Raw genomic sequence first — 15,314 nt, forward strand, 5'->3', positions numbered from 1 at the left:
GAGAGTAGGTCGCCGCCAGTTTTTTTTCAAACTCCTCAGTCTTTAAGACTCGAGGAGTTTTTTTTTGATATATAAGCAAGGATTTGAAGTTTGAAGTTTGAAATTTGAATTTCAAGTTTGGAAAGATTATCTTGGCATAATAAATAAGCAACTTTGTTGATTATTAATTATTAATTGTTAGTTGTATTGCTCCTTCGGAGCTTATGAAAATAATGCTTTAATGTTCTACAAAGGTTGCACTCCTCCGGAGTGTTTGTTACGTTTTACCTTGACTATTGATTTGATTTAAAATCGAGATTTTTGAGCTTTACATTTAAAAATGGTAAATATTGAATTCTAAAAAGATGGATTTAGAAATCCTAATTTTAGTTGATAGACAAATATTACTATTGGATGCCTATAACCCTGGCCCGAATAAAAGGGGGTTAACCCATATCAGGAAGTCGGAAAGGTTGATAGATAATGAAGATGGCAAAGCTGTGGAGCGAGAAGTAGTAGAGGATAGCCGGATGATGCTCTTAAAAATCCTTAATAAATTTTAATTTTATTAATTTTGTCTAATTCAGTAATTATTTTACTAAACAAAATAAGCCAAAACATAAATGTATTGGCTTTCTAAATTTATTACTACAAAAATCGTGCTAAACATGTTTTTGTCAAAAAAAATTATTAAATTCGTAGATGCTACATTAACAAACACAAAGTAGAATATGCTAAAACAACATTTACAACTTAAATTAGGACAGAAACTTGCTCCACAGCAAATTCAGCTGATGAAGTTGATTCAGCTTCATACTTTGGAGTTTGAGGAGGAACTTGAAAGGGAACTTGAAGAAAATCCGGCACTTGAAGTAGCAAAAGATGAATCTAAAGAAGATGAATATTCTTCTTCAGAAGATAACTATGAAAGTGAGGGTACAGAAAGCATCGAAACAGATTTTGATGTCAATGAATATATATACGACGATGAGCCTAGTTATAAGACGGCTTCAAGTAATTATTCAGCGGACGATGAGGATTTCGACAATGAAAGTTTGCTTACAGAAGGACAGTCGTTGTATGACTATTTAATGGAGCAAATTAATCTTATAAATATCAACGAAGAAGATCTAAAAATTGCTGAATATATTATAGGAAATTTAGATACAGACGGATATTTAAGAAGAGAAATTAAAGCAATTGTAGACGATTTGGCTTTCTCGCAAGGAATTTATACAACGAAAGAAAAAGTAGAGGATATTCTTGAAAATTATATCCAAAAACTAGATCCTTCAGGAGTAGGAGCAAGAGGCTTACAGGAGTGTCTCTTGCTTCAAATTGAAAAGAAAGTGAGCTCTGATAAAGCAGTTTCTTTGGCTGCAAATATTCTCAGATTTCAATTTGATGCTCTAACCAATAAACATTACAACAAGATCATTCAAAAATATGATATTGAGGAAGAAGATTTGAAAGATGCTTTAGAAGAAATTTCAAAATTATCTCCAAAAGTTGGCGGTAACTTCGATACTCAAACAATTACTATCAATCAGGAGATTATACCGGATTTTGTTATTCAGGTAAAAGATGGGGTGGTTATTCCTATGTTGAATAGTAAAAATGCTCCAACTTTGAGGGTTTCTGAGGAATATAAAGATATTTTAACAACATATTCTCACGATAAAAAATCATCCGAGCATAAACAGGCTGCTTTATTTATTAAGCAAAAATTAGATGCTGCAAAATGGTATATTGATGCTATTAATCAACGGCAGAACACTTTGCTTCAGACGATTACTGCTATTGTGAAATTTCAGTATAACTATTTTATTACTGGTGATGAAAAATCTCTAAAACCGATGATTCTGAAAGATATTGCGGATATTACCGGTTTTGATATTTCGACAATTTCAAGAGTGGTGAAAAGTAAATATGCAGATACACCAAATGGTATCCTTTATCTTAAAGATTTGTTTTCTGACAGTTTAACTAATGACGACGGTGAAGAAGTTTCGACTAAAGAAATCAAAAATCACCTTCAGGAAGTAATAAGTAAGGAAAATAAGAGAAAACCTTTGACTGATGATGCTTTAGTAGTTATTTTGAAAGAACAAGGCTACAATATTGCTCGAAGAACGATTGCAAAATATCGTGAACAGCTTAATATTCCGGTCGCAAGATTAAGAAAAGAACTTTAAAAATAGAAAAGCATTTCAAATTTGAAATGCTTTTTTTATCTAAAATATTATTAAATATTTTTTAATTTTCATGAGATTCTATTTCTTTTAACTGATTTAAATTTTTATCTAGCCTGCTCATGATAATTCCGTAAACTAGACGATAGTAAATCCAAATTAAAATGACACACAAGATTGTACTTACAACAATTCCAACAATAAATCCAGTAAAAGATGAACTGTCGAGTTCAATGTGTTGAGCATTTAAGATATAAAAGGTAAATCCTATTAATGCAGTTATTAGAATTAATAATAATCCGATATTAGTTAAGATAAATGCATTTACGGTCTTCTTGAATGTAATTATTCTTATGATAAATAACTTAAGGTCTTCTTCGACTTTAATTTTACGGTAGTTTTGGTAAAACTTAAGTACAAAAAATCCCGTAACAACAAGACTTAAAATTTTTATAATTAAATAAATATTATCGAGTTTAGTAACAAGTTGGTTATCTTTTTGAACCCCCATTTTCTCTAAAATATTCAGGAAGCTATCTGATTCGTTACTTTGTATTAGATAAAACACACCTAAAACACTGAAAAATAAAAACTCGACCACGCTAATCCAGAAAATATATTTCATGTAATTACGTGATTTTTTATTGAGCATTTTCAGAATCTCATTATTGTCATATTTTGGTTGAACAGGTTGTTCCTGCCAAGTTTTCTTAAAGCTGTCTAAATCAAATTCAGGCATGTTTTTCCATTTTTTCTTTAAGGATTTTCTTTAATCTGTTCATTTTCACGCGCGCATTTACCTCGGTAATACCTAAATTTTCTGCAATATCTTTATAAGGCAAATCGTCAAGATACATCATCACAATTGCTCTTTCTACATTTGGTAAAGTCTTGATTACGGTGTAAAGAAGTGAAATTTGCTGCTGTTTGTCATCATCATCTTCAATAAAATCTCTGTGATTGATGTCGAGCTCATTGGTTTGTAAACTTTTACTTTTTTTTCTGAAAAGAGTGATTGCCGTGTTGAGAGCAACACGATACATCCAAGTAGAAATTTTTGAATTTCCTTTAAAAGAATCATAGCTTCGCCAAAGCTGTAAAACAATTTCCTGAAAAAGATCTTCTTCGTCTTCCAGAGAATTGGTATACAGACGCGAAACCTTAATAATCAATCCCTGATTATCTTTCACAAGCTGCGCAAACTCTTTTTCTTTAGAAATCAAAATAAATGTATAACGGCACGAAGATAATAATTATTAGTCAATTGTGAATTTTACTTCGTAAGTGAATTGTAAATTTTATGTTTTAATTTAATTAAAAAGTTTCAAAAAATTGACAACGAAGTGAATTGACTGTTCATCATTCACAAAATGTGAATTACTATTCGCATTTTACATATCTTTGCAGCCACGAGAAAGTCGGCTTGTTGATTCTTATTTCGGTAAGGGTAGGAAAGTCCGGACACCATAGAGCAGTAAAGCGGATAACATCCGTCATCCGTGAGGATAGGACAAGTGCAACAGAAAGCAGGTACAGTTCGGCTGTAGTGAAACCAGGTAAACTCTTTGCGGTGCAATGATAAGTATATCGGTTCTTTTCAGTAATGAAAATAGGGGCTGCTCGTCCTGAAAGCCGAGGGGTAATCAGCTCAAGTTTTGCAGCAATGTAAAGCGTAGATAAATAACAGGCATCCCGACTTTTCGGGATACAAAATCCGGCTTACAGATTTTCTCGTGATTTTTGTTAAAATTGCTACGAATGCATGAATATTTTTCAGAATTTTTTCTTTAAATTGATTCGTGCATTTGTGGCAATGTTTATTTCTTATTAGGCTCTCTTATTCGTTTTCTAACTGCTTTTTAGCCTCATCCAAACCCGCTTTGTCTTCTTTTGAAAGTTGTGGGAATTTCAAATCCATTTTTTCTAAAGTATCAATGATAATCTGTATTGCTGAAAGTCTTGCAAACCATTTGTTATCAGCTGGAATTACATACCAAGGCGCTTCATCTTTTGAAGTTTCATTAATTGCTGTTTCATAACAATCCATATACTGATCAAATAAAGCTCTTTCAGGAAGATCGGCTGCAGAAAATTTCCAGTTTTTTTCCTGTTCGTTGATTCTGTCTAATAATCTTTTCTTTTGTTCGTCTTTTGAAACGTGAAGAAATATTTTGACAATAGTTGTTCCGTTATTGGCTAAATGTTTTTCGAAACTTCTTATACTTTCATATCTGTTTTCCCAGAATTTCTTATCGAAATCTTTTACAGAATCCCAGGTTTTCTCGCTTAAATTATATTCAGGATGCACTTTACAAACCAAAACACTTTCATAATGAGAACGGTTGAAAATTCCAATCATTCCTTTTTGGGGTAAAGCCAAATAATGTCTCCAAAGAAAATCATGAGCATATTCTTTTGAGCTTGGTGTTTTAAAACTTGTCACATTACACCCTTGCGGATTTACTCCACCAAAAACATGCTCTATTAAACTGTCTTTTCCGGCTGCATCCATTGCCTGAAGTACAACCAAAAGAGATTTACTTCCATCGGCATACAATTTTTCCTGTAGTTCACGAAGTTTTTCTTTTTCCTGAATTAATATTTGTACACCTTCTTCTTTAGTCAGTTTTCCTTTATATTCTGTTGAAGTTTTTTTTATTGAAAATTTATCTTTAATTAAAAAATCGTCTGAGAAATTATTATTCATGTTTTTAAAATATTTAAAGTTTAGAATTAAATTTTTTATGTTTAGTAGATTCCATCAACCAAAATCTAAAAGCCATCAACTATTCAAACATAAATGTAACAAAAAAACCGCCTCGAGTGAAACGGTTTAAGAATTTTTTTGAGTAAAAATTATTTTTTAGCTGCAATTTTAGCCGCTTTTTTGTCAGCTTTTGCTTTTGCTTTTTGTTCTGCAGCAGTTAATGGCTTTGGTTCTGGAGCATTTGCGTTTACATCACCTTTAATGTAGATTACGCTTCTGCTGTTTACCGGGTCATTAGAAAATACTTCAATCATTTTGTTGAATGCTCCAGGGCTAGCTGTGTTGTATCCAACTTTAATTTTAGCAGATTTACCTGGTGCAATTGGATCTTGGCTAAATTCAGGAGTTGTACATCCACAAGATGGCTTTACGTTTGAAAGAATCAAAGGCTTATCACCTGTATTTGTTACTGTGAAGAATCGTGTACCATCAGCATTTGGCTTAATTGTACCGTATTCATAAGTAGTTCTGTCGAATGTAATTGTCTGTGCAGTTGCTAATGCAAATGTTCCGAATAATGCAATTCCTGCAAATAAATTTTTCATATTCTTGAATGTTAATATGTTTGTTAGATAAATTTTGAGAAACAAAGTTAAAAATTATTTTAATTAATGCTTACATTTTTTTACTTTAAACTATTTTTGCAAATTATAAGTTAAAGAAACCAGAATTTATGCAGATTTCAGAAAAGTATAATCCACAGGAAACAGAACAGAAATGGTACAATTACTGGCTGGAAAACAAATATTTCCACTCAGAACCCAACGAGAAGCCACCTTATACGATTGTAATTCCGCCACCAAACGTCACAGGGATTCTTCACATGGGGCATATGTTGAATAATACCATTCAGGATGTTTTGGTTCGTCGTGCAAGAATGCAGGGCTTTAATGCTTGTTGGGTTCCGGGAACAGATCACGCTTCAATTGCTACGGAAGCGAAAGTTGTTGCTAAACTGAAATCTGAAGGAATTAATAAATCTGATATTACAAGAGAAGAATTCTTAAAACATGCATGGGATTGGACCGATAAATACGGAGGAACCATCCTTGAGCAGTTGAAAAAATTAGGTTGTTCTTGCGATTGGGACAGAACGAGTTTTACTATGGAACCTAAACTTTCGAGTCAGGTAATCAAATCTTTTGTTGATCTATATAATAAAGGATTGATTTATCGTGGTTACCGAATGGTAAACTGGGATCCGGAAGCGAAGACCAATATTTCTGATGAAGAAGTAATCTTTAAAGAACAAAACGGAAAATTATATTTCCTAAAATATAAGATCGAAGGTACAGAAGAGTTTCTTTCGGTTGCTACAACGCGTCCTGAAACTATTTTTGGGGACACTGCTGTTTGTATCAATCCTAATGATGAAAGATATGCTCATTTGAAAGGTAAAAAAGTAATTGTACCGATCGTAAACAGAGTGGTTCCGATCATTGAAGATGAATATGTTGATATAGAATTCGGAACTGGAGCTTTAAAAATTACGCCGGCTCATGACATTAATGATTACGAAATCGGAAAAAAGCACAATCTTCAAATGATTGATTCTTTAGACGATGACGGAAATTTAAATGATCACGGACAACATTATGCCGGGAAAAATAGATTTGATGTAAGAAAACAAATCGCAAAAGAATTAGAAGAAAAAGATCTTTTGTTGAAAGCAGAAGATTATGTAAATAAAGTAGGGACTTCAGAAAGAACAGGTGCAGTTATCGAGCCTAAAGTTTCTGTACAGTGGTTTTTAAAGATGTCTGAAATTGCAAAACCAGCTTTGGATGTCGTAATGGATGATGAAGTAAAATTCTATCCTGAAAAATTTAAAAATACCTACAAATATTGGATGGAAAACATCCGCGACTGGAATATCTCCCGTCAGCTTTGGTGGGGACAGCAAATTCCTGCTTTCTATTATGGTGACGGCGAAAATGATTTCGTAGTTGCAGAAAATATCGAAGAAGCTTTAGTTTTAGCAAAACAAAAAACAAGCAACGATCAACTAACAACCGACAACCTAAAACAAGACGAAGACGCTCTTGATACATGGTTCTCATCTTGGTTGTGGCCAATGTCGGTTTTTGATGGTTTGAATAATCCTGAAAATAAGGATATCAATTATTATTATCCAACTTCAGATTTGGTAACAGGTCCGGATATCATTTTCTTCTGGGTTGCCAGAATGATCATGGCAGGATTGGAATACAGAAAAGAAGTTCCATTCAAAAATGTTTATTTTACTGGGATTGTAAGAGATAAAATTGGCAGAAAAATGTCTAAATCTCTTGGGAATTCACCGGATCCGCTAGATTTGATCGAACGTTACGGAGCTGATGCAGTGAGAGTAGGCATTATGATGAGTTCTGCAGCCGGAAATGATTTGAAGTTCGATTCTGAGCAGATTGATGAAGATGGAAATGTTTTAACTGAAAAGCAGGTAAAACAAAGAATGGAGGAAGGTAAAGAAGCAATTTACACTTCGCCGCTTTGTGATTTGGGAAGAAATTTTGGAACAAAAATCTGGAATGCTTTCCGTTTGATAAATATGTGGAATCATGAAGATAAACCAGCCAATCAAACTGAAATTCAGACAATAGAATGGTTCGAAAATCAGTTGAATAAAACGATTGCTGAAGTTAACGATCAATTCAGTAAATTTAGAATTTCTGACGCTTTAAATTTACTTCAAAAATTAGTTAAAGATGATTTCTGTGGTTGGTATCTGGAAGCAATCAAACCTAATTATGGGGAAGGTATTTCTAAAGAAGTTTATACAAAAACGATTTATTTATTTGAAGAATTAATGAAGCTACTTCATCCGTTTATGCCTTTCTTGACGGAGGAACTGTGGCAGACTATTTCGGAAAGAAATATAGAAGATGCTTTAATGATTTCTCAGCAAAAGAAAGCAGAAGCATTTAATGAAGATATCATTAAGAAATTTGAAACAGCTCAGGAATTCATTTCTGGAGTTAGAAATTATCGCCAGACAAAAGGTATTTCACCAAAAGAAGCAGCTGAAATTTACACTAATGCTTCAGAGTTAGCGAACGAATCTGTTATCAGAAAACTTGCCAACGTTTCAGAAATTCACTTCGATACAAAAACAGATAAGCCAAGCTTTACATTTTTGATTGGTTCGACAGAAGTTTCAATTCCTTTGAGTGAAAACTTAGATTTAGGAGAAGAAAAAACGAAAACTGAAGAAGAAATAAAATATCTAAAAGGATTTTTAATTTCTGTGGATAAAAAACTTTCTAACGAAAAGTTTGTTGCCAACGCAAAACCTGAAGTTGTAGAATCTGAGCGTAAAAAACAAAAAGACGCTCAAGATAAAATTGCAATTTTAGAAGAGAAATTAAAGAGTTTATAATGAACTTTAAAGATAAAGTTGGGACTTTTAGGGTAATAAGTAGTTTTACAATAAGAAGAAAAAAAGAGTTTTATCTAATTGGAGAATTGTTGGAGGGAAGTTTAAGTGAAAATAATTATATTAATATTGTTTTAAACTCCAGTCTAGTAATATCTGCGAAAATTTCTTCACTTGAAAATATTGAAGTTGCTAATGATCTTAAAACTTATCAATTAATAGTAATAGAGAGTTTAGAGGATGAAATGAATGATATTTTATTTTGTCAAAATGTAGAAACTGAAAATGTATACATCACTTTAGGTGGTGAATAGAAATTGAAAAAATTGTAGGATGCCAGAAGCTGGATATGGGATAATTTTTAAAGTCTAATCAAACATCCAGCTTCTATCATCAAACAACCATCAAAAAAATAATGACACACTTAGAAAATATACAAAAACTTTTCTCAAAAGACTTTGTTGAAAGTCCGTTGTTGGAAAGTTTTGAAGTCGGAAAAATATATCTTTCGACCGGAAAACTGGTTGCTTGTGATCCTTTGATTACAAACGATATGCAGCCGTTTTCTACTGAATTTCCAAAAGGAGATTTTCAGGTTTTACTTCATAAAGAAAGAGAAAGTAACTGTGTTGCGTATGCTGAGATTATCTTTAGTAATTCAAAAATTGCTTCATGGAAATTAGCGACAACAAAAGAACAAAATATTAAAGATCTTGCTGAAGGCGAAGTTTACGGTTATCCTGTAGAAAGCGGAATGGGCTGTTTTATGGACGTTCAGACTCAGGAACAGTTAAATCTTTTAGAGCAAAAACTTTTTCAGAGAAAAGGGGATGATTTTATGGGAATTTACGAAGAGTTTTTTCATGAACATTTCTTTGATGAGAACGGAGCAATTGATCAGTTCTCATTTTTGAAACCAACTGAAGAAAATCCCGGAAATATTTTCGCTTTCGAAACCGGTTACGGAGAAGGTTTTTACGCAAGTTATATTGGTTTTGATAATGAAAATAATCCGGTAAAAATTATTACTGAATTTATTGAGATATTGGTGAACTAAAATTGCTTACTTTTAAAGCCTTAGTTTTTAATTTACAAGACTAAGATTAAAATTATGAACTTTTCTTCAGAGCATCCAAAAATTGTAGTTGTAGGCAGTTGTTCGCTGGATTTGGTATTGTATACTGACAAAATCCCGTTGTGCAATGAAACGGTAATGGCAAAACATTCTGAAAATTTTTTTGGTGGAAAAGGTGCAAATCAAGCAGTTGGTACGGCAAGATTGGGAGCGAGTGTTTACTTTATAGGCTGTGTTGGTTTCGATCCTTTAGGACAGCAAATTATGCGAAATCTGGTTACAGAAAACGTTAATGTTGGTTTTGTATACGAAACAGATCAAGAGTCAACAGGAATTGCTTATGTGACAAGCTGTGACGGAGATTTTTCGATCGTTGTAGATCCTGCAGCCAACAAAATGCTTACTGTAAAACAAATCAATGATGCCGAAAAGTACATTCATAGTTCGGATCTTATTCTTTTACAATTGGAAATTCCGATGGAAGTGGTAGAATATACTGTGAAAAAAGCAAAAGATTTAGGTAAAATGGTCGGTTTATATGCTTCGCCGGGTAAAAAACTTAATGAAGAAATTCTTGATCAGGTTGATTTTATTATTGCCAAAAGTAATGAACTTTCTATCATTTTCGGAGAAGATAAAAGAGAAGAAATTCTAAAAAAATATTTCAACAAACTTTTTGTAAGAGACGAAACAAATTCTACTATTTATTTTGACGGAACAGAAATGAAATATTTCCGTAACGAAAATGAAAGCATGGTCTACAAAATGGGAATGGGAGACGCTTTTACTTCAGGTTTTGCAGTCGCTTTGTGTCATCAAAATACAATTGAAGACTGCGTGAAATTTGGGAATATTGTTTCTTCAAAAGTTTCTACAGGAAAAGGTGCGCAATCTGCACTTCCTTATCTTAAAGATTTGATTTAAACTTTATTTAATGCATATTGAAAAGTCTTTAAAATAAAGATTTATAATACTAAAAAGTCCACATTTGATGTGGATTTTTTATTTCTAATCGATGGAAAAACTTACACTGACTACAAAAGATAAAACTCAAATTGTTGGACATTTATTTAAGCCTGAAAAATCTAACAGGAAAATCATTCTGATCAATTCAGCAACGGGTGTAAAACAACAGGTTTACTTTTCTTTTGCACAGTTTTTTACTGAAAAAGGATTTACTGTCATCACTTACGATTATCGCGGAATCGGGCTTTCAAAACCCGAGAAAATGAGAAATTTTAAAGCTTCTATGCGAATCTGGGGGAATGAAGATTTTAAAACGGTTACAGAATTTATTATTGAAAATTTTCCTGATCATCAGAAATTTTGCTTGGGACATTCTGTTGGTGCTTTAATTATAGGAATGAATGAGAATTCTAAAATTTTTGAGAAATTTATCTTCGTTGCTACCCAAAATGCATATATTGGAAACCTAAAATGGAAGACAAAACTGGAAGCTTTTTTCGGTTTCGGATTTGCTCAGCCGTTTTTCACAGAGTTATTTGGTTATTTTCCAGCGAATTGGTTCGGATTGGGAGAAAGTCTTCCGAAAAATTGCGCTTATGACTGGAGAACCTTAATTTTGAACAGGAAATCCACTGGAAAATTATTGCTTAAAACAACAGATTATTCTAAAGATTTAAACCAAAAAGTATTGGTTTTATACGCTGAAGATGATGTTTGGTTAACCGAAAAAGGAGTGAAAAGTCTTCTCAACGAAACTTACCCTAATCTAAAACCAGATTACAGGTTCTTGAAAACTTCAGAATCTGAAAAAGGAGAAATCGGTCACATCAATTTCTTTAGAAGTTATAATAACAAACTTTGGGATATTGTTTTAAATACGATTTGATATTAAGCGATAAATATTCCCCTCCATTGGAGGGGGGCGAAAATTCCAAAGGAATTTTTGACGGGGTGGTCTAAATATTTATACAAAAAAATTAAATTCAAAAATGAACAACATAATTCAAAACACAATACAATTTGTAAAAGAAAAACTAGAAGGCGCTGAAGCAGGGCACGATTGGTTTCACATCGAAAGAGTCTGGAAACTTTCTAAAAAAATTGCTCAGACTGAAGACTGTGACCTTGAAGTTGTAGAACTTTCAGCTTTGTTACACGATATCGCAGATCCGAAATTTCATAATGGAGATGAGACTTTAGCTTTAAAAATTTCAAGAGAATTTTTAGAAAATCAGAATGTTGACGAAGAAATTATTCTGCAAGTTTTATTTGTAATTCAGAATATTTCATTTAAAAATAGAGGAGAAGCTCCAAAAGATTTACCTATTGAATTAAAAATCGTTCAGGATGCTGATAGAATTGATGCAATTGGTGCAATTGGAGTGGCAAGAACATTCAATTTTGGAGGTTTTAAAAATAATTTGATGTATCATCCCGATATTCAACCAAAACTGAATATGTCGAAGGAAGAATACAAAAAATCAAACGGAACGACCATTAATCATTTCTACGAAAAATTGTTGCTGTTGAAAGATTTGATGAATACCAATGAAGGCAAAAAAATAGCCGAAGAAAGGCATCAGTTTATGCTGACTTTCCTCGACCAGTTTTTGAAAGAATGGAATGTAGATTAGAATAAATTATAACCAATTATTAAAGATGTATATCCTACTTTAAAACTATGATTAACACCAGAAGGGAATAGTTGTCCTGGGTTATTGTATTGTATTTCTACAGAATATTTATTGTTATAAGTATAGCCTGCACCTAAAGAAAAATTGCTAAGTGGTTTTGGACTTTCAAATAGTAGCTCTGCCAAAACTATATCACGATATTCGTCTTTGAAATCCACATCTAGTGATTTTGCACTGCTTGTTTTTAGTCTTAATGCATTTAGGCTTGCATTTACAAAGAATTTTGAATTTTCATTTAAATACATGTGATGTCTTACACCAATTTTGACATCGATAAAAGAAAGATTTTCTAGTCTTAAAGTATAAAACGAGTTGCTTGTGGATTCTATAATTTGTGAATTAGAGTAGATGGAATAAGATGGCTCAAATAATATACTCCATTTATTTTTATTTATCGGAAGTAAAATTTCTGCTTCAACTCCTATTCTGTAATTGGTTTTTTGAGGAAGAGATTGCTCACCTAGATTTGTGAAAACATTTGTTGAATAAAAATTGACTCCAGGTCTTATATGAAGATTAAATTTAACTGTTTTGTTGTTATCTTTCGCGGTAAGATCTTGATTAGATTCACCATTATACAATGAAAATACTTTTACTAAATCATCTTCTTTGTATTCTGTTTTTTTTAATAATTTATATACATTCTGATTATCAGAAAATATTTCGCTTAGTTGGTTTATGTAACTGTTGTTTACAGCTATTTTAGATTCATCGCCATCAGGATGATACCTTTTGTAAATAAGAGGTGATATAGTGTTTTTTTCGCTAGTAGAGAAAAAATATTTTACCGTATTATTGGCTTTATATTGGAATAAGTTGATGTTTCCTTCTACTAATTGCTTCAAAAAAGCTGACGCATTTTGATAAACAGGCTCAGATTTTTCCGAGAGGCTAGATATATCATCTGAAGATAAATCTACCCATCCGTTGTATGCAACATATCTACCGCTGTCATAGATTTCAAATTCCTTTGTTAGGGAACTGCTTCCTTGTTGCTCGGTAGAATTTTCATTTTTTTTATATGTAAAAGTTGTAGGAGAATTGAACCAATCTAAATTCTTTATTAATACTTCAGTTTTAACGCTATTAAAGTCAGTGATATAGCCTTTTTGGTACTTTATTTGTCCGTTAATCTGCAAGAACGATACAAGAAAACTTCCTAAAATAATTCCTTTCATAGTTATTTATTTAATTAATCCTCAAATATACATAAATAAGTATCTTTGCGATATGGGATTTATCATTTTTGTTATTTTTCTGTCACTTGTTATCTCACTTTTTTTCTCAAAACTGAAAAAAGGAAAGTTGGGTCAGTTGGCGAAACTTTTCAGGATTGCGAGTGTGGTTTTTGCGGTTTCTGTTTTTACCTATTGGTTTATCCAAAAATCGGCGGTTAGAATTGTTAATGATTCATTGTCGTTGCAGGTGATAAATAAACTTCCACAACCGCTGGATTTTTATGTGATTAACACCAATAATTTAGATAAAAATACGCCTTTAGAAACCAAGCATATTGGAAAAATTCGTCCTGAATATTACAGAATTGAGTATCTGAAAATGAATAAATCTGATGAATATTGGATTGCAGGATATTTAGGTAAAAAAAATCTCGTTTACTTTTCTCAACATTCTGTTCCAAATAAAAATATGGATCAGATGATTGAAGTTCAAAATTATATCAATCAAAGCGAAAAACTTTCCGCAATTGCCAAAAAGGAAATTGAGGAAGACAATTATCAAAATATGTTGATGGGAATCTGGGTAACGCTTTGTTTTCTTTTACTGTTCCTGAATTTTGTTCTATTAGTCAGAAAGAAATAATATTTAGAACAAACTTGGCATATTTTCCTGTCCCATTTTAGGAATTGGAAGATCAGTTTTCCATTCTTTATTTAAATTTTCGATAAAATACGCTGAAAGAAGTGGCGATGCTTTTTCAATATTTTGGTGAACGAAAAAATAAAGATTTTGTAAACCTTCTTTTTTCCATGTTGTAAGATGGTTTAACCAATCGTTTAGTCTTTCGTAATCACTTTCTGCATTGGCTCCAACATATCTGATGAAAGCATTCGGAGTTGTGAGTCTCATGTGAAGCATATCTCGTCTTCCAGCAGTATCTACGATAATGTTGGTGATGTTATTCTGTTCAAAAAGTTGGCAGGTTTTATCTAAAATCTCTTCATCGGTAAACCATTCCGTATTTCTGAGTTCAATTGCTAAAGGAACTTCTTTTGGCCATTTATTGACGAACTGTTCCAATCTTTCATAATCTTTAGGTTTAAAATTATCATGGAGTTGAAGGAAAACCATTCCCAGTTTTTCATCAAAATTTAAAACCGCCGTTGCAAATTGCGTTACGACATCATCAATATTCAAAAGTCTTCGAAAATGAGAAACCGTATTGGTGATTTTCGGGAAAAATTTAAAATCTGCCGGAGTTTTTTCTTTCCAAGTCAAAACCTGTTCAGAGCTTGGCAAAGAGTAAAATGTAGCGTTTAATTCGATTGAATTGAACTGTGTTGCATAATAGGTTAATTCGTCTTTTGTTCCTTTCGGATAAAAGCCTTTCAAATCTGTTTTATTCCATTTTGCACAGCCAATAGAGATATTTTCAAGTCCTTTTTTGTTTTGTTTTAAAATTTCTTTCGTTCTTGAATGATCTTTTGGTAGCGTAAAATCTATTTTTGAAGGGTCTTCTACTTGTCCGAATTTCATTTGTAAATTTTTTGGAATTAACTTAAAACAAATATAGAGATAAGTATATAATTTTGAACTTTTTTTGAAAAATTATTGATGTCAATTAATTTAGTTCCAATTATTCTAAACAACAGTTTTTAATTTACTTTGTTTGAAAATTTCTTAATGATAAAGACAAAAAAAGCTGCTTCATTATGAATGAAACAGCTTTGATATACTTGTGGTTAATTTGGTTTAATCTTAATGAGTATTAATTTCTGCGTTTGCTTTCTTTTTCATTGAATAGCCCACTACAATTGTAACTCCAATTATAAAAAGTATAGGAATGTAATTGTCAATTGGTACAGGTTTGGGATCTCCTGGATTTCCTGGAAAGGTTTCGTCTCCAGAAACTTCATCACTACTCTCATATACATATTGATTGTCCGAAACATTCTGTGCTATTACAAAATTCGAAAGAACAAATAAACCAATCAATATTATTTTTTTTAAAATTGAATTTTTATGGTAAGATATCATTGCAAAACTTGATAAGAATTTTGCATTACCATTTAATAGTGATTTCATAATT

Annotated in this window: 16 protein-coding genes and 1 other RNA gene; 10 read left to right on the forward strand and 7 right to left on the reverse strand. The window is 32.1% G+C overall.

Annotated features, from left to right (window positions below; translation table 11 throughout):
- The first annotated feature begins 344 nt into the window (after nucleotides 1-344).
- On the forward strand, nucleotides 345-542 hold the full coding sequence (locus OF897_RS06085; RefSeq protein WP_267264799.1) for a hypothetical protein: 198 nt from the start codon (nucleotides 345-347) through the stop codon (nucleotides 540-542).
- Nucleotides 543-710: 168 nt separating this feature from the next.
- Nucleotides 711-2,174, forward strand: a complete 1,464-nt coding sequence (rpoN, locus tag OF897_RS06090; RefSeq protein WP_267264800.1) for an RNA polymerase factor sigma-54 — start codon at nucleotides 711-713, stop codon at nucleotides 2,172-2,174.
- A gap of 61 nt (nucleotides 2,175-2,235) precedes the next feature.
- Here rpoN and OF897_RS06095 read toward each other — a convergent pair whose 3' ends face one another.
- Both OF897_RS06095 and OF897_RS06100 read right to left on the reverse strand, forming a co-directional pair.
- The gene (locus OF897_RS06095; protein WP_267264801.1) at nucleotides 2,236-2,910 is read right to left on the reverse strand and encodes a beta-carotene 15,15'-monooxygenase; all 675 of its coding nucleotides are present in this window, start codon (nucleotides 2,908-2,910) and stop codon (nucleotides 2,236-2,238) included.
- Nucleotides 2,903-3,394 (reverse strand): RNA polymerase sigma factor, encoded by a 492-nt coding sequence (locus OF897_RS06100; protein WP_034674450.1) that lies wholly within the window; start codon nucleotides 3,392-3,394, stop codon nucleotides 2,903-2,905. Before OF897_RS06100 ends, OF897_RS06095 begins: the two co-directional genes overlap by 8 nt.
- 187 nt (nucleotides 3,395-3,581) lie before the next feature.
- Here OF897_RS06100 and rnpB point away from each other — a divergent pair.
- Nucleotides 3,582-3,909: RNase P RNA component class A (gene rnpB, locus OF897_RS06105), an RNA gene on the forward strand.
- 99 nt (nucleotides 3,910-4,008) lie between these two features.
- Here rnpB and OF897_RS06110 read toward each other — a convergent pair.
- Both OF897_RS06110 and OF897_RS06115 read right to left on the reverse strand, forming a co-directional pair.
- Complete coding sequence (locus tag OF897_RS06110; protein ID WP_267264802.1) at nucleotides 4,009-4,878, reverse strand: polyphosphate kinase 2 family protein; 870 nt, start codon at nucleotides 4,876-4,878, stop codon at nucleotides 4,009-4,011.
- 149 nt (nucleotides 4,879-5,027) lie between these two features.
- Nucleotides 5,028-5,483 carry a DUF1573 domain-containing protein gene (locus OF897_RS06115; protein WP_267264803.1) on the reverse strand — a complete coding sequence of 152 codons (456 nt, stop codon included), beginning with the start codon at nucleotides 5,481-5,483 and terminating at the stop codon, nucleotides 5,028-5,030.
- A gap of 128 nt (nucleotides 5,484-5,611) precedes the next feature.
- Here OF897_RS06115 and OF897_RS06120 point away from each other — a divergent pair, with 128 nt between their 5' ends.
- From OF897_RS06120 to OF897_RS06145, 6 genes are all read left to right on the forward strand, one after another.
- Nucleotides 5,612-8,314: a valine--tRNA ligase gene (locus OF897_RS06120; protein WP_267264804.1), complete on the forward strand. Its 2,703-nt coding sequence runs from the start codon at nucleotides 5,612-5,614 to the stop codon at nucleotides 8,312-8,314.
- Nucleotides 8,314-8,625, forward strand: a complete 312-nt coding sequence (locus OF897_RS06125; RefSeq protein ID WP_267264805.1) for a hypothetical protein — start codon at nucleotides 8,314-8,316, stop codon at nucleotides 8,623-8,625. The genes OF897_RS06120 and OF897_RS06125 overlap by 1 nt, the downstream gene beginning before the upstream one ends.
- Nucleotides 8,626-8,726: 101 nt before the next feature.
- On the forward strand, nucleotides 8,727-9,368 hold the full coding sequence (locus tag OF897_RS06130) for a DUF4241 domain-containing protein (RefSeq protein WP_267264806.1): 642 nt from the start codon (nucleotides 8,727-8,729) through the stop codon (nucleotides 9,366-9,368).
- Nucleotides 9,369-9,422: 54 nt separating this feature from the next.
- Complete coding sequence (locus OF897_RS06135; RefSeq protein ID WP_267264807.1) at nucleotides 9,423-10,310, forward strand: ribokinase; 888 nt, start codon at nucleotides 9,423-9,425, stop codon at nucleotides 10,308-10,310.
- A gap of 91 nt (nucleotides 10,311-10,401) precedes the next feature.
- Complete coding sequence (locus OF897_RS06140) at nucleotides 10,402-11,238, forward strand: alpha/beta hydrolase family protein (RefSeq protein WP_267264808.1); 837 nt, start codon at nucleotides 10,402-10,404, stop codon at nucleotides 11,236-11,238.
- Nucleotides 11,239-11,341: 103 nt separating this feature from the next.
- Nucleotides 11,342-11,986, forward strand: coding sequence for an HD domain-containing protein (locus OF897_RS06145; RefSeq protein ID WP_267264809.1), 645 nt, complete (start codon nucleotides 11,342-11,344; stop codon nucleotides 11,984-11,986).
- On the opposite strand, the gene OF897_RS06150 is transcribed toward OF897_RS06145, so the two are convergent.
- Nucleotides 11,983-13,224, reverse strand: a complete 1,242-nt coding sequence (locus OF897_RS06150) for a hypothetical protein (RefSeq protein WP_267264810.1) — start codon at nucleotides 13,222-13,224, stop codon at nucleotides 11,983-11,985. The genes OF897_RS06145 and OF897_RS06150 overlap by 4 nt on opposite strands.
- A gap of 52 nt (nucleotides 13,225-13,276) precedes the next feature.
- Here OF897_RS06150 and OF897_RS06155 point away from each other — a divergent pair, with 52 nt between their 5' ends.
- Nucleotides 13,277-13,867, forward strand: a complete 591-nt coding sequence (locus OF897_RS06155) for a hypothetical protein (RefSeq protein WP_267264811.1) — start codon at nucleotides 13,277-13,279, stop codon at nucleotides 13,865-13,867.
- 3 nt (nucleotides 13,868-13,870) lie between these two features.
- Here OF897_RS06155 and OF897_RS06160 read toward each other — a convergent pair whose 3' ends face one another.
- Complete coding sequence (locus tag OF897_RS06160; RefSeq protein ID WP_267264812.1) at nucleotides 13,871-14,761, reverse strand: DUF72 domain-containing protein; 891 nt, start codon at nucleotides 14,759-14,761, stop codon at nucleotides 13,871-13,873.
- 222 nt (nucleotides 14,762-14,983) lie between these two features.
- The gene (locus OF897_RS06165) at nucleotides 14,984-15,310 is read right to left on the reverse strand and encodes a hypothetical protein (protein WP_267264813.1); all 327 of its coding nucleotides are present in this window, start codon (nucleotides 15,308-15,310) and stop codon (nucleotides 14,984-14,986) included.
- Nucleotides 15,311-15,314 lie beyond the last annotated feature (4 nt).

This window comes from Chryseobacterium formosum (assembly GCF_026460885.1).
Taxonomy (GTDB): domain Bacteria; phylum Bacteroidota; class Bacteroidia; order Flavobacteriales; family Weeksellaceae; genus Chryseobacterium; species Chryseobacterium formosus.